We start from the raw sequence: 13,848 nt of genomic DNA, 5'->3' as shown, positions 1-13,848 counted from the left end.
CCACGCCGGACGTGGCATGGTGGTGCCATGCGTCGACTGGTGCTCCTGTTGGCTGTCCTCGTGCTCGTCGCCGGCTGTGCCGGGAAGACGACGGTCGAGGGCAGTCCGAAGGCGCAGGACGCGATCGACGCGGCCTCGCCGTTCGACCAGGAGGCACCGCCCTCCGAAGACCCGGACCCGTCCGGCGACCCCGACCCGTCCGGCGACCCCTCCGAGGAGCCGGACACCACGCCGATCGACGGCGAGGTGCAGGGCGTGTGCGCCGTGCTGAAGTGGACGGACCTGCCCTACCCCGGCGCCAAGGCGGAGACCCCGCCGACGCAGATGAACTACGACTCGACGTTCGACCAGTCGTGCCGCTGGACCACGAAGGTCGACAACGCCGAGGTGGGCGTCTCGCTGCGGTTCCGCGAGGGCAAGCAGATCACGATCGAGCGCACCACCGGCGAGTACGAGGTCGGCGGCAAGAAGGTGCCCTACCTCGACCGGTCCGACGACCCCGAGGTGCAGCCGACGTGCGTGCTGGTCGCCCCGTACGACGGCGGCGGGCTCGGGATCATCGTGATCGACTCGACCGGCAAGTTCGGCGGTGTCTGCGACCAGGGCCGCAAGATCGCCGAGATCATGCTGTCCCGGTCGCCGTCCTAGCCGCAGCAGCCTCCGCCGCAGCACCCGCCGCCACCGCCGCCCGGTTGCCGGGCGGTGCCGCCGATCCCGGCCATGGACAGCAGCTTCACCGTGTCCGCGTGACCACCGGGACAGCTCGCGGGCGCTGACGACTCGCTCATGGGGCGCTTCAGCTCGAAGGTGTCGTCGCACGTTCGGCAGCGGAACTCGTAGGTCGGCACGACCCGATTCTACGAGCGGTTACCGTGTGGCCGTGCCGCGTCGCAACAGCCCCAAGCCAGAAGAGCACCGTCCGCTGGGCGGCGGTGTCGGCTGGGCGCGCTCCGAACGGGGTCCCGACGGCGAGGACTACCTGGTGCGCGCCATCTCCGGCACCCAGGCCCAGAAGACCTACCGCTGCCCCGGCTGCGACCACGAGATCCGCCCCGGCACCCCGCACGTGGTGGCGTGGCCCGCGCACGAGGCGGGCTCCGCGGAGGAACGCCGCCACTGGCACCAGGGCTGCTGGGACTCGCGCGGCCGGCGCGGACCGACCACGCGCCGCTTCTAGAGCCCGACCTGGACCCGCCACCGCTCCAGCCGCGCGCGGAACTCGTCCGGCTGCTCGACCGGCGGCAGGTGCCCCGCGTCCTCGATCCGTTCGCTGGTGCTGCGCTTCAACGTGACCGCGAGCTTCGCGGCGACGTCCGGCGGCGTGAGCCGGTCGTGCTCACCGACCAGCACCAGCGACGGCACGTCCAGCGACTCCAGCACCTCGGTCGAGTCCGGCCGCTGCGCCATCGCGCGCTGCCACCAGGCCACGTCCTCCGCGCTCTGGTCGAGGACCATGGCCCTGGTCAGCGCCTTCGCCTCGGCCGACGCGCCCGGCCCGAGCAGGTTCGGCAGCATCGCGTCGGCGAGCCAGTCGCCGACGCCCTCCCGTTCGACCCGCTCGGCCATCGCGTACCGGTTCGCGGCCGCCTCCTCGGTGTCCGCGGTGTGCTTGGTGTCGACGAAGACCAGGCCCTTGACCCGTTCCGGCGCGATTCGCAGCAACGCCATCGCCACGTACCCGCCCATCGAGCACCCGCCGAGCAGGAACCGGTCGAGGTCGTCGAGCCCGGCGAGCACCCCCTCGGCGAGCGTCGTCAGGTCCGGCTCACCGGCCCCGCGCAACGACGGCGTCCGCGCCCCCGGCACGTCCCACATGCGCGCGTCGAGCGGAAAGGCGTGCAACAGCACGAGGTCATCCATCGATCCACTCCGGAGCCAGCACCGACCACACCTCCATGTCGTGACGCACACCGCGGTAGAGGTAGTGCTCCCGCAGCACGCCGTCCCTCCTCATGCCCAGCCGCCGCGCCACCGCGATGCTCGGCGCGTTGGCCGACGACACCAACCACTCAACCCGATGCACACCCCGCTCGCGAATCGCCCAGTCGACCACCAGCCGCGCGGCCCGCGTGACCAGCCCCCTGCCCGCGGCCGACGGCTCCAGCCAGCACCCGGCCTCGGCGGTGCCCTGCCGCAGGTCCATGACCCGGAACAACACCCCGCCGACCAGCTGCCCGTCGAGCCAGATGCCGTAGATGCGACCGGAGTCGGTCTTCGCCTTCTCCGCGTACCCGGTCAGGTAACCCCGCGCCGCCTCCACGTCCGGCACGGCGTCGGGCAGCGCGATGTACCGCCCGATGAACTCACGCCCGCGCTCGATGTTCGCGAAGAACTCCGGCGCGTGCCACGGCTCCAACGGCCGCAGCTCGGCGCCGTCGTCGCCCAGTGACCTGCTGAACATCCCCGTCTCCCCAGTGTCAAGATCAGTCTGCGGGGGACGGTACCTCGCGGGTGGGTGGCGGCAGGGCGGTTCGGCGGCGAGCTGTGCGGCGGGTGGCAGGAGCGGCACGCGCCAAGCACGGCGCCTCCGGCACGGCAGGGCGCGGCGGCGCGGCACGGCTCGGCGGAACGGCGCGACACGGCGGCGCGGCACGGCGGCACGACGGGGCACGCGGCACGGCACAGCGGCACGGCACGGCACAGCGGCACGGCACAGCGGCACGTCAGGGCACGGCGGCACGTCAGGGCACGGCGGCACGTCAGGGCACGGCGGCACGTCAGGGCACGGCGGCACGTCAGGGCACGGCGGCACGTCAGCGCGGCACGGTGCGTTGGGCCGAGCGCGGCGAGCTCGGCCTGCGCAGCAAACCGCAGCCGCCAACCGTCCCCGGACCGAACGCGGCGACGCCGACCGTCGCCAGCCGGCCTCGTTCGCCTCCGACCGCCCTTGCTCGCCTCAGCCGACCGCAGCCCTCCCCGCCCCCGCCAGCCCTACCCGGCCCGAGCCGACCGCAGCGTTGCCGTCCCGCCAGCCCCACCCCACCCCGCGCCGCCCGAGCCAGCCTCACCTGGCCCGAGCCGCCCACAGCCGTCCCGAGCCCGCCCGCAACCGTCCCAAGCCGCCCACAGCCGTCCCGAGTCGTCCCCTGTCGTCCCTCGTCCCTCAGTCGTCGAAGCCCCTCTCCGCCAGCTCCTCGATCCGCCGCACCGCCTCCCGCGCGTCCTTTCCCGTCGCCACCACCGTGATCGACGAGCCGCCCGGCGCGCTCAGACCCATCAGCCCCAGCACGCTGGCCGCGTTCGCCTCCTCGCCGCCGTGGCGCACGACCACGTCGGCGTCGAGCTCCGCGACCGTGCGCGACAGCAGGGCGGCCGGGCGGGCGTGCAAGCCGACCTCGTTCGTCAGCAGCACGTCGGCCGACACCTCGTCGGACACCAGGTGCAGTGCCGGGCGGGACGGGGTTGCGGCGGGGGTGTCGCCGGAGGCGCCCTCGGCCGAGGCGGCGACGTCCGCCAGGGAGGCGCCGCCCTGGGCCGTGACCGCCGCCGCGACCGCTCCCTCCACCAGGGGTGCGTCCACCACCGCGTAGCGGCTCGGGTCGTCGGCGGACTCCACGGCCATCTCGGCGGTCATCTTGGCGCTGCCCAGGTCGTACAGCACCACCACGCCCGAGCCGGAGTCCGCGTCGGACAGTGCCTCGACCACCGCGCCGTAGTCGGTGCCCAGGCCGCCCTCCTCCGTGCCGCCCACGGGCACCACCGCCACGTCCGGCGCCATCTGCGCGGCCAGCTCCGCCACGCCGTTCGCCAGCATGTCGCTGTGCGAGACGACCACGAGTCCGACCCGCGCCACCGAGGCCGCCGTCACGACTTGGCCGCCGCGTCCGCGAAGGCGCGCAGCAGCAGCGCCGTCGAACGGGCACCGGGGTCGAGGTGCCCGGCGCTGCGCTCGCCCAGGTAGGACGCGCGGCCCTTGCGCGCCACCATCGGCACCGTCGACTCGGCGCCCGCCTCGGCGGCGTCGGCGGCCGCGCTCAGCACCGCCGCGACCGACCCGCTGCCGGCCGTGGCCGCCGCGGTGACAGCGGGGGTCAGCGCGTCGACCATCGTCTTGTCGCCCACCGCCGCCTTGCCGCGGGCGAGCACGCCGTCCAGCGCGCCCTGCAACGCCCGCGCCAGCAGCTCGCCGTCCAGTTCCTCGGCCTCCCCCACCGCGGTGGAGGCGCGCAGGAACGCCGTGCCGTACAGGGGGCCGGCCGCGCCGCCCACCGTCGAGATCAGCGTGGTGGCGGCCAGCTTCAGGACCTTGCCCGGTGTCGCGGGCGGGTCCGCCTCCAGCTTGGACACCAGCGCGGTGAACCCGCGGCGCATGTTCTCGCCGTGGTCGGCGTCGCCGATCGCCTGGTCCAGCCGCACCAGCTCGTCGCGGTGCTCCTGCACGACGGCGGCGGCCAGGCGCAGCGCCGCCACCACGTCCGAGGCCGTGCACCCCATGTCAGACCCCCCACCGCAGCGCAGCGGTGTGCACGGGCGCGTCCCACAGCTCCACCAGCTCGTCGTCGAGCTTGAGCAGCGTGAGGCTCATGCCCTGCATCTCCAGACTGGTGATGTACGGGCCGACGAGGCTGCGTTCCACCGTGATCCCCCTGTCTGCCAACGACTGCTCCGCGATGCCGTGCGCCAGGTACAGCTCGATCAACGGCGTGCCGCCCATGCCGTTCGTGAACAGCAGGACCCGGTCGCCGGAGCTGAACGGCAGGTCGGCCACGATCGGGTCGAGCAGCGCGGCCACCATCTCGGTGGCCGAGCCGACCGGCACCCGCTGACGGCCTGGCTCGCCGTGGATGCCGATGCCGATCTCCATCTCGTCGTCGGCCAGCTCGAAGCTCGGCGTGCCGACGTGCGGCACCGTGCACGAGGTCAGCGCGAGCCCCATCGACCGCACCGAGCCGATCACCCGCCGCGCCAGCGCCTCGCACGCGGCCAGGTCGTCGCCGCGCTCGGCCGCCGCCCCGACGATCTTCTCCAGCAGCACGGTCCCGCCGACACCGCGCCGTCCCGCCGTGTAGAGCGAGTCCTGCACCGCCACGTCGTCGTCGACCACCACCGACCGCACCTCGGACTCGGCCAGCTCGCCGGCCATCTCGAAGTTCATGACGTCGCCGGTGTAGTTCTTCACCAGCAGCAACGCCCCGGCACCGCCGTCGGTCGCCGCGACCGCCGCGGCGACCTGGTCGGGCGTCGGGGACGTGAAGACGGCACCCGGACAGGCCGCGTCGAGCATCCCGCGCCCGACGAACCCGCCGTGCAGCGGCTCGTGGCCCGACCCGCCTCCGGAGATGATCGCGACCTTGCCCCGCACGGGCGCGTCCGCCCGCGTGATGACGGCCGGGTCGTACTGGACCGACAGCAGCCCGGGATGGGCGGCCCGCATCCCCCGCAGTGCGTCCCGCACCACGGTCTCCGGATCATCGATGATCTTCTTCATCCCACACCCTCCCGATCGGCGGTGACCGTGTTCCTTCTTACTCCGAGGGTCTGACACTCGGAACGGGATACCGTCCCGATGTACGTTAGGTTGCCCTAATTCCCGCAGGTCAGCGTCACTGCTCGTAGTGGAGGAACAACGTCGTGTCGAAGAGAGCAGCGCTGCTCGTCGCAGTGGCCCTCGCGGTCACCGGCTGCAGCTCCAGCACGCCCGACCAGCCGTCCGTGGCCCAGGGGGGCTCCGACTTCGGCAAGGCGACCCAGCTGAGCGACGGCTTCGGCACCACGGCGAAGCCCGGCGAGTTCCCCAGGACGGTCAAGCACGCCATGGGCGAGACCACGCTGGAGAAGAAGCCGGAGCGGGTCGTCGTCCTCGACACCGGCGAGCTCGACAACGTCGCCGCGCTCGGCATCAAGCCGGTCGGCATCGCCTACACCGACGGCTCGCCCACCATGCCGTCCTACATCGGCGAGAAGGGCGGCACGCCGGAGAACGTCGGCACGATCAACAACCTCAACCTCGAAGCGATCACGAAGCTGAACCCGGACCTGATCCTGGGCTCGAAGCTGCGCGCGGAGGCGCTGTACCCGAAGCTCTCCGCCATCGCCCCCACCGTCTTCGCGGTGCGCCCCGGCTACGTGTGGAAGGAGAACTTCCTCCTCAACGCGGCCGCGCTCGACCGCCAGGCGGACGCCGCGAAGATGCTGGAGGACTACACGAACAAGGCCACCGAGACCGGCACCGCGATCGAGCAGAAGCTGGGCGTGCGCCCGACGGTGACGGCGCTGCGCTTCATGCCGGGCAAGATCCGCCTGTACGCCAAGAAGTCGTTCATCGGCACGATCCTGATCGACGCCAAGCTCCCGCAGCCGTCGCCGTCGCAGGTGGACGACCTCGCCGCCGAGGTGAGCGCGGAGCAGATCAGCAAGGCCGACGCGGACCTGCTCCTCTACTCCACCTACGGCGACGCGGCCAAGACCGCGCAGGGCGACGTGCTCGGCGGCCCGCTGTGGAGCGGCCTGAACGCGGTCAAGGGCGGCAAGGCCAAGCCGGTCGCCGACGAGACCTACTTCCTCGGCCTCGGCGTGCTGGCCGCGAACGTGGTCCTCGACGACCTCAAGAAGCAGGCCGGCGCCTAGGAGCTCCCCTCGCGCGGGTGCTCTACCGGCCGAAGAGCATCCGCGCGAGGCGCAGCATCTGCTTGCCCGCCAGCGAGGACCGGTCGAACGTCGTCATGGTGAGCACGGCCTTGAACCGCTGCTTCGTCACGGCCTTGGCGTAGGTGAACTCGCGCAGCCCGTCCTCGCCGTGGATGCGCCCGAACCCGGAGTCGCCGACACCGCCGAACGGCAGCCCCGGCACCGCCGCGTAGGTCAGCACCGCGTTGACCGACACCATGCCGACCCGCAGCTCCCGCGCCAGCTCCTCGCCGCGCGCCTTGGAGAACACCGCCGCGCCCAGCCCGTACCGCGACTGGTTCGCGAGCCGCACGCCCTCCAGCGCGTTCGGCACCCGGTTGATCACGACGGTCGGCCCGAACGTCTCCTCGGTGACCGCCAGCGAGTCCTCCGGCACGTCGGCGAGCACCACCGGCTCGACGTACGGCGGCCGGATCGACTCCGGGCCGCCCACCAGGGCTTTGCCACCGCGGTCGAGCGCGTCCCGCACGTGCTCGCGAATGATCTCCACCTGCGACGGCATCGTGATCGGGCCGAGGTTCGCGTTCGGCTCGCCGCCGGGCTTGAGCTTGCGCGCCCGCTTCACGGCGATCTCGACGAACTCGTCGGCGACCTCCTCGGCCACGTAGACCCGCTCGACGCCCGCGCAGGTCTGGCCGGCGTTGGACACCGCGCCCCAGATCGCCGCCTCGGCCGCCGCGTGCAGGTCGGCATCGACGTCGACGATCAGCGCGTCCTTGCCGCCGCATTCGACCAGCACCGGCGTCAGCGTCGTGGCGCACGCGGCCATGACCTTCTTGCCCGTGCGCGTGGACCCGGTGAAGGCGATCTTGTCGACCCCGGCGGCGCACAGCGCCGCACCGGTCTCACCGAAGCCCGTGACCACCTGGAACACCGGGAACTCCGGTACCGCCTCGGTGAACGTCGAGGCGAGGAACGTGCCCACGCCCGGCGTGAACTCCGACGGCTTGAACACCACGGCGTTGCCCGCGGCGAGCGCGTACGAGATGGAGCCCATCGGCGTGTGCGCCGGGTAGTTCCACGGCCCGATCACGCCGATCACGCCCAGCGGCCGGTACTCCAGCGACGCGGTGTGGTTGAACATCAGCAGGCCCGACGAGACCCTGCGCCTGCCCAGCACCCGGCCCGCGTGCCGGGCCGCCCAGTGCAGGTGGTCCATGACCAGCGTGATCTCCAGGCGCGAGTCGTCGGCGGGCTTGCCGGTCTCCGCGCTGATCAGCGAGATGAACTCGTCCGAGCGCTGCGAGAGGATCTTGCGCCAGGCGTCGAGCTTGGTCTTGCGGCCCTCGAAGCCCAGACCGGCCCACCACGCGGCGGCCTCGCGGGCGGAGGACACGGCGTCCTCGACCTCGGCCGCGGTGTGGATCGGGTGGTGCGCCACGACCTCGCCGGTGCGCGGGTCCAGTGAGGCGAACCGCCGCTGCTCACCATCGGCCGACAGTGCGCTGTCCGAAGCGGTCTGCGTCATGGGGCCCTCCGATACTCGCCAGTAACCTGACCCTAACGCGATCCAGGAGAACTTTCAGCCCCCGCCGGGCGGTGTCAGGTCCCGCAACGGTAGTGGTGCGCGTCACGCCCTGGGCAGCTTGGGGAGCACCGCCTTGGCGATCGCGGCGGCGACCTGGCAGCGGTCGAACTCCTTGTCCTTGACCCCCGCCGCGCTGAACAGCGCGATCTCGCCGTTGCCGCTGCCGGAGTCCCTGGTGCTCACGACGGTCAGGTCGCAGGTCGGGAACGGGCCGTCCTTGAAGACCGCGTAGCCCTTCACGCCACCGAGGTCGACCTCGGTCTGCTTGTCGTTGAACTTGAAGTCCGCGGGCACGCGCGTCGTCTTGAACTCCAGCTGCACCTGCGCGCTCTGACCGCTCCACGTGCACGAGTGCAGCCCGAACGGCTGCGACCGCGGCGAGGCGCCCAGCGGGGTCGCCAGGTCGGCCTTCTCGACGACCGAGCAGGCGTCGACCTCGACCGGCGAGCCCTTCGGCGGGGTGTAGCGCTGCGGGTTGCCCTTGAGCTTGCGGATCGCGCCCTCGGCGATCTTGCGGCCGGGCTCGCACGGCTCCGCGCCGTCGTTGCCCGTGCCGATCTGCACGCGCACGGCCTGCGGCGGGTTCTCCTGCGTGATGACGGAGATGAAGCACGCCGAGCTGTTCAGCTTCTGCTCCACGCTCTTCAGGCCCGCGACCTGCTTGGTCGCCTTCTTCACCTCGGTGGAGAGCAGGGTGTAGCCGATGTCGAGGGTGACGTTGAGCGTCTTGCCCGACTTGTCCTTCATGTAGTTCGAGCAGCGGGTGTACGAGCTGCTGGAATAGCGCGACGGCGTGCCGACCGTCTCCAGCACGTCCTTGCCGATCACCGCGCACGGGTCGACCAGCCGCAGCCGCTCGGCCGCGAACGCCGGATCGGCCGGCTTGTCCGGCGGGACCGACGACCGGGTCGACGGGTCGGGCGCGTTCGTCTCCGCCGCGGCCTGGACGGTGCGGCGCGGCGACTGGGACTTCGCGAGCCCGGGACCGGTGGCGCACCCGGCCAGCAGCAGCGCGGTGGCGGCGAGCAGCGCCGTGGCACGAGAACGAAGCACGACGTGCACGTTAGCGACCTTTCCCCGGGTTCGTGGCGAGTACCCCGCGTTGCCGCCCGGCCGAGACCGTGGCCGAGGTCACCGTCCGCTTCGGGAACGATTCAGAAGCTCTGTGCGATGTACTTGGTGAAGACCCCGACCAAGAGGAGAGACGTGCTCAACCGAATTCGCCGCGCAGTCACCTGGATCGACGCGTGGACGATCGAGGCCTTCAACCCCGTGTACCCCGGCCGTCCCCGCTCATAGCTCCTTGAGCGGCTGCTTGTCCGTGTCCGCGAACTGAGGCCGCAGCATCGCCCACACGGCGAACAACGCCGAGATCACCACCATGGCGATGCCGGCCCACAGGTTGATGTTGACCCCTTCGGCCTTCTGCAGGTCCGCGTCCGTGGTGAACGCGAGGCCCATGACGACCAGTACGACGCCGTACAGGCCGAAGAGGAACGCGATGATGAGTCGCAGGTCGAACAACCTCATGACGGCCTCCCTCAGCCGAAGACGATGTAGAGAACGGCCGTCAGCGCCAGCACCCCACCGCCGAGCAGGGCGGGCGAGCGGTACCAGCCCGCGTCCTCGCCGGTGGTGGCGTGCGCGCGGTCTTCCTTGGGCGTGAGGCTGTAGACCAGCCCGACCAGCTCGCTGTCCGGCTTCGGCCGCGTGACCGTCGTGACCGCGACGCTCACGACGATGTCGACGACGAACGCGAGACCCGCACCGAGGAAGCTCGAGCCCTGGCCCGGCAGCTCCAGCAGCTCGATGCCGAACGACGGCTCCGAGACCACGTAGATGAAGATCGCCGTGAACGTGCCGGCGAGCAGACCGACCCAGCCGGCGGTCGGCGTCATCCGCTTCCAGAACATGCCGAGGATGAACGTCGCGAACAGCGGCGCGTTGAAGAACGAGAACAGCGCCTGGATGTAGTCCATGATGTTGGACCCGCCGAGCGCGGCCGCGATGAACGCCGTGCCGATCGCGAGCACGCACGCCCCGACCGTGGCGAGCCGCCCGATCCGCAGGTAGTACTCGTCCGGCCGGTCCTTCTTGACGTAGTCCTGCCACAGGTCGTAGGTGAAGACCGTGTTGAACGAGCTGACGTTCGCCGCGACACCGGCCATGAAGCTGGCCAGCAGACCCGTGATCGCGACACCGAGGATGCCGTTGGGCAGCAGGTCGCGCATCAGCAGCGGCAGCACGTTGTTGTAGACCACGCCACTGCTCGTGTCGCCGGCCTTGAGCTGCGCCATCTCCGGCACGACCACCGCGGCGATGATGCCGGGGATGATGATGATCGCGGGGATGAGCGCCTTCGGGTACGCACCGATGATCGGCGTGCGCTTGGCCGCCGACATCGACTTCGCGCTCATCGCGCGCTGCACCTCGGCGAAGTTCGTCGTCCAGTAGCCGAACGACAACACGAACCCAAGACCGAACACGAGCCCGATGACACTCCACACGGGACTGTTGATGCCGGTCAGCTCCGTGGCGGGCCACGCGGACAGCTGCTCCTGGTCGGTCACCTTGTCGACCAGCCCCTGCCAGCCGCCGACCTTGATGAGGCCGAGGATCGTGATCGGCGCGAGCGCGGCCACGATCACGAAGAACTGCAGCACCTCGTTGTAGATGGCGGCGCTGAGCCCGCCCAGCGTCGTGTACGCCAGCACCACGAGCGCCGCGACGCAGATCGAGACCGGCAACGGCCACCCGAGCAGCGCCTCGACGATCACCGCGAGGGCGAACAGGTTGATGCCCGCGATCAGCACCTGCGCGACGGCGAAGCTGATGGCGTTGACGAGGTGCGCGGGCTTGCCGAACCGGCGGCGCATGAACTCGGGAACGCTGCGCACCTTCGAGCCGTAGTAGAACGGCATCATCACCAGACCGAGGAACACCATCGCGGGGATGGCGCCGATCCAGTAGTAGTGCACGGTCGCCATGCCGTACTGCGCACCGTTGGCGGTCATGCCCATCAGCTCAAGGGCACCGAGGTTCGCGCTGATGAACGCGAGCCCGGTGACCCACGCCGGCAGCGACCGCCCGGACAGCAGGAAGTCGAGGCTGGAGGAGACGGACCGGCGGGCCATCAGGCCGATGCCGAGCACGACGACGAAGTAGATGACGAGCAACGCGTAGTCGATCGGTCCCGCGTCGAGCCGCAGGTCCGCCTCAGCCATCACCGACACCGTCCACCTCCCAAACTTCGACAAAGTCGAACATCAACGACCAGGAGAGGACAGCACTCCAGGTGCGCGACGTCTTACCCCGCGTACGTGGACACCAAACCACGTGGTGATCCACAACGCTCGCCGAAGCCGATCGGACCGGAGGAACCGGACAAAAAACGAACCCCGCACCCTGACGAGGCGGGGTTCGCGCCGTCCGGGGCCGGTCAGAACAGGCGGAACTCGTCCGGTTCGATCCCGCGCAGCGCGTCGTAGTCCAGCACCACGCACCGGATGCCGCGGTCCTCGGCCAGCACCCGCGCCTGCGGCTTGATCTGCTGCGCGGCGAACACGCCCCGCACGGGCGCGAGCAGCGGGTCGCGGTTGAGCAGCTCCAGGTACCGGGTCAGCTGCTCGACGCCGTCGATGTCACCGCGGCGCTTGATCTCCACGGCCACGGACGCGCCGGCGCCGTCGCGGCACATCAGGTCCACCGGGCCGATGGCGGTCGGGAACTCGCGGCGCACCAGCGAGTAGCCCTCGCCGAGGGTGGTGACGTGCTCGGCGAGCAGCTTCTGCAGGTCGGCCTCGACGCCGTCCTTCTGCAGGCCGGGCTCCGGGCCGAGCTCGTGCTTGGAGTCGTGCAGCACCTCTTCGAGGGTGATGATCAGCTTCTCCCCCGCCTTGTTCTGCACGGTCCAGATGTCCGGGTCCTCGATGAGCCAGCACGGCGGGCTCATCCAGTTCAACGGCTTGTAGGCGCGGTCGTCGGAGTGGATCGACACCGAGCCGTCGGCCTTGATGAGCAGCAGTCGCTGGGCCATCGGCAGATGAGCGGTGAGTCGTCCGACGTAGTCGACCTTGCAGCGAGCGATGACGAGACGCACCGCGACAGGCTACGGGGTGCGGCCGCGGACGGGTCGTTAGGTACGGTCCGTGCCGTGGAAAGCCTCGGCACCCGTCAGGTGTACGCAAACCCGTGGATGACCGTTCGCGAGGACGCGATCCGGCGCGCGGACGGCACACAGGGCATCTACGGCGTGGTCGACAAGCCGGACTTCGCGCTGGTCATCCCCCTCGACGGGGAACGCGTGCGGCTCGTCGAGCAGTACCGCTACCCGATCGGGCTGCGGCGGTGGGAGTTCCCGCAGGGCACCGCCCCCGACCGGGCCGACACCGACCCGCTCGCGCTCGCCGCGCGGGAGCTGCGGGAGGAGACCGGGCTGCGGGCCGGGAAGCTCGTCGCGCTCGGGCTGCTGGACGTGGCGCCGGGCATGTCGTCGCAACGCGGCCGGGTGTTCCTGGCCACGGACCTGGTCGAGGGGTTCCACGAGCGCGAGCCCGAGGAGCAGGACATGCGCTCGGCGTGGTTCGCCCGCGCGGACTTCGAGAAGATGATCACCAGGGGCGAGATCACCGACGCGCAGTCGATCGCCGCCTACACGCTCCTGCTGCTGCACGAGCACGCTCAGCCCTGAAAGGCCGCGCGGTAGGCGTTCGGTGAGGTGCCGGCGACCCGTTTGAAGCGGTCGCGGAACGCCGTGGCCGACCCGAAGCCCACCCGGCTCGCGATCAGCTCCACCGGGTGCCTCGTCGTCTCCAGCAGGTGCTGCGCCCTGCGGATCCGGGCCCGGTGCAGCCACTGCAGCGGCGTCGTGCCGGTCTGCTCGCGGAACCGCCGGTTCAACGTGCGCGTGCTCATCCCGGCGTGGTGCGCGATGCCGGCCAGGGTCAGGTCGGGCTCGGCGTTGGTCTCCAGCCACCGCAGCAGCGGTTCGAGCTCGGCACCCCGCGGCGCCGCCGGTGGCGTCACGATGAACTGCGCCTGCCCGCCCTCGCGTTCCAGCGGCATCACGGACAGCCGTGCCGCGTCGGCCGCCGCCGCGGACCCGTGGTCGCGCCGGATCAGGTGCAGGCACAGGTCGAGCCCGGCCGCGGCGCCCGCGGAGGTCAGGAACTGCCCGTTGTCGACGTAGAGCACGTCCGGGTCGACGTCCACGGCGGGGAACCGCGCCGCCAGCTCGTCGGCGGCCAGCCAGTGCGTGGTGGCGCGCAACCCGTCCAGCAGACCGGTCGCCGCGAACACGAACGCACCGGAGCAGATCGACGCGATCCGGGTGCCGCGAGCGGCCGCCGCCCGCACCGCCCGCACCACCCCGTGCGGCACCACCAGGTCCGCCGCGTGCCCGGGGAGGATGATCGTGTCCACTTCGGACAGCAGCTCCAAGCCGTGCGGCACCTTCAGCTCGAACAGCTCGGAGCGAACCGTCCTCTTCGGACCGCAGAGCCGCACCCGGTAGTGCCCGGTTCGGCTGAACGCCTCGACCGGCACCGCGAAGTCGAACGGGATGACGCTGTCCATCACCAGTACGGCCACCTCGTGCATGCCCCCACCGTAGCTGGCGAGAATCCGTTGGAACATGGCATTCCAGCCACTCCCCCGCCACCCGTCCCGCTCCTACGGTTTCGATCAACGGACCA

16 protein-coding genes are annotated in these 13,848 nt (G+C 71.1%); 4 read left to right on the top strand and 12 right to left on the bottom strand.

Annotation, left to right across the window (positions count from 1 at the left end):
- Window positions 1-27 precede the first annotated feature (27 nt).
- Window positions 28-648 carry a DUF3558 family protein gene (locus ACZ7CF_RS20550; protein ID WP_360395597.1) on the top strand — a complete coding sequence of 207 codons (621 nt, stop codon included), beginning with the start codon at window positions 28-30 and terminating at the stop codon, window positions 646-648.
- On the opposite strand, the gene ACZ7CF_RS20545 is transcribed toward ACZ7CF_RS20550, so the two are convergent.
- On the bottom strand, window positions 645-848 hold the full coding sequence (locus tag ACZ7CF_RS20545) for an FmdB family zinc ribbon protein (RefSeq protein WP_458430506.1): 204 nt from the start codon (window positions 846-848) through the stop codon (window positions 645-647). The genes ACZ7CF_RS20550 and ACZ7CF_RS20545 overlap by 4 nt on opposite strands.
- Window positions 849-880: 32 nt before the next feature.
- Here ACZ7CF_RS20545 and ACZ7CF_RS20540 point away from each other — a divergent pair, with 32 nt between their 5' ends.
- Window positions 881-1,177, top strand: a complete 297-nt coding sequence (locus tag ACZ7CF_RS20540; RefSeq protein ID WP_360395593.1) for a hypothetical protein — start codon at window positions 881-883, stop codon at window positions 1,175-1,177.
- Here the strand turns inward: ACZ7CF_RS20540 and ACZ7CF_RS20535 are convergent.
- The 5 genes from ACZ7CF_RS20535 to dhaK form a co-directional block, all read right to left on the bottom strand.
- Complete coding sequence (locus tag ACZ7CF_RS20535; protein WP_360395591.1) at window positions 1,174-1,860, bottom strand: alpha/beta fold hydrolase; 687 nt, start codon at window positions 1,858-1,860, stop codon at window positions 1,174-1,176. The genes ACZ7CF_RS20540 and ACZ7CF_RS20535 overlap by 4 nt on opposite strands.
- A complete protein-coding gene (locus ACZ7CF_RS20530) occupies window positions 1,853-2,401 on the bottom strand; it encodes a GNAT family N-acetyltransferase (protein ID WP_360395589.1) in 549 nt (182 codons plus the stop codon). The genes ACZ7CF_RS20535 and ACZ7CF_RS20530 overlap by 8 nt, the downstream gene beginning before the upstream one ends.
- Window positions 2,402-3,103: 702 nt before the next feature.
- Entirely contained in the window at window positions 3,104-3,754 is a 651-nt protein-coding gene (gene dhaM, locus ACZ7CF_RS20525) for a dihydroxyacetone kinase phosphoryl donor subunit DhaM (protein WP_458434321.1), read from the bottom strand.
- Between the two features lie 50 nt (window positions 3,755-3,804).
- Complete coding sequence (gene dhaL, locus ACZ7CF_RS20520; protein WP_458430504.1) at window positions 3,805-4,434, bottom strand: dihydroxyacetone kinase subunit DhaL; 630 nt, start codon at window positions 4,432-4,434, stop codon at window positions 3,805-3,807.
- 1 nt (window position 4,435) lies between these two features.
- Window positions 4,436-5,428, bottom strand: a complete 993-nt coding sequence (gene dhaK, locus ACZ7CF_RS20515; RefSeq protein ID WP_360395583.1) for a dihydroxyacetone kinase subunit DhaK — start codon at window positions 5,426-5,428, stop codon at window positions 4,436-4,438.
- A gap of 143 nt (window positions 5,429-5,571) precedes the next feature.
- Here dhaK and ACZ7CF_RS20510 point away from each other — a divergent pair, with 143 nt between their 5' ends.
- Window positions 5,572-6,567, top strand: a complete 996-nt coding sequence (locus ACZ7CF_RS20510; protein WP_360395581.1) for an ABC transporter substrate-binding protein — start codon at window positions 5,572-5,574, stop codon at window positions 6,565-6,567.
- Window positions 6,568-6,589: 22 nt separating this feature from the next.
- Here ACZ7CF_RS20510 and ACZ7CF_RS20505 read toward each other — a convergent pair whose 3' ends face one another.
- The 5 genes from ACZ7CF_RS20505 to nucS form a co-directional block, all read right to left on the bottom strand.
- The gene (locus ACZ7CF_RS20505; protein WP_458430501.1) at window positions 6,590-8,095 is read right to left on the bottom strand and encodes an aldehyde dehydrogenase family protein; all 1,506 of its coding nucleotides are present in this window, start codon (window positions 8,093-8,095) and stop codon (window positions 6,590-6,592) included.
- Window positions 8,096-8,197: 102 nt separating this feature from the next.
- Complete coding sequence (locus tag ACZ7CF_RS20500; RefSeq protein WP_470370275.1) at window positions 8,198-9,208, bottom strand: DUF3558 family protein; 1,011 nt, start codon at window positions 9,206-9,208, stop codon at window positions 8,198-8,200.
- A 240-nt stretch (window positions 9,209-9,448) separates the two neighbouring features.
- Window positions 9,449-9,685 carry a hypothetical protein gene (locus ACZ7CF_RS20495; protein WP_360395575.1) on the bottom strand — a complete coding sequence of 79 codons (237 nt, stop codon included), beginning with the start codon at window positions 9,683-9,685 and terminating at the stop codon, window positions 9,449-9,451.
- Between the two features lie 11 nt (window positions 9,686-9,696).
- A complete protein-coding gene (locus tag ACZ7CF_RS20490) occupies window positions 9,697-11,388 on the bottom strand; it encodes a sodium:solute symporter family protein (protein ID WP_360395573.1) in 1,692 nt (563 codons plus the stop codon).
- Window positions 11,389-11,594: 206 nt separating this feature from the next.
- Window positions 11,595-12,254 (bottom strand): endonuclease NucS, encoded by a 660-nt coding sequence (gene nucS / locus ACZ7CF_RS20485; protein WP_360395571.1) that lies wholly within the window; start codon window positions 12,252-12,254, stop codon window positions 11,595-11,597.
- A gap of 96 nt (window positions 12,255-12,350) precedes the next feature.
- Here nucS and ACZ7CF_RS20480 point away from each other — a divergent pair, with 96 nt between their 5' ends.
- Window positions 12,351-12,845 carry an NUDIX hydrolase gene (locus ACZ7CF_RS20480; protein ID WP_360395569.1) on the top strand — a complete coding sequence of 165 codons (495 nt, stop codon included), beginning with the start codon at window positions 12,351-12,353 and terminating at the stop codon, window positions 12,843-12,845.
- On the opposite strand, the gene ACZ7CF_RS20475 is transcribed toward ACZ7CF_RS20480, so the two are convergent.
- Window positions 12,836-13,753, bottom strand: a complete 918-nt coding sequence (locus tag ACZ7CF_RS20475; RefSeq protein WP_470370274.1) for a GlxA family transcriptional regulator — start codon at window positions 13,751-13,753, stop codon at window positions 12,836-12,838. The genes ACZ7CF_RS20480 and ACZ7CF_RS20475 overlap by 10 nt on opposite strands.
- Window positions 13,754-13,848 lie beyond the last annotated feature (95 nt).

The organism is Lentzea sp. NPDC036955 (assembly GCF_055608005.1).
This window is presented reverse-complemented; position numbering and strand designations above follow the sequence as displayed.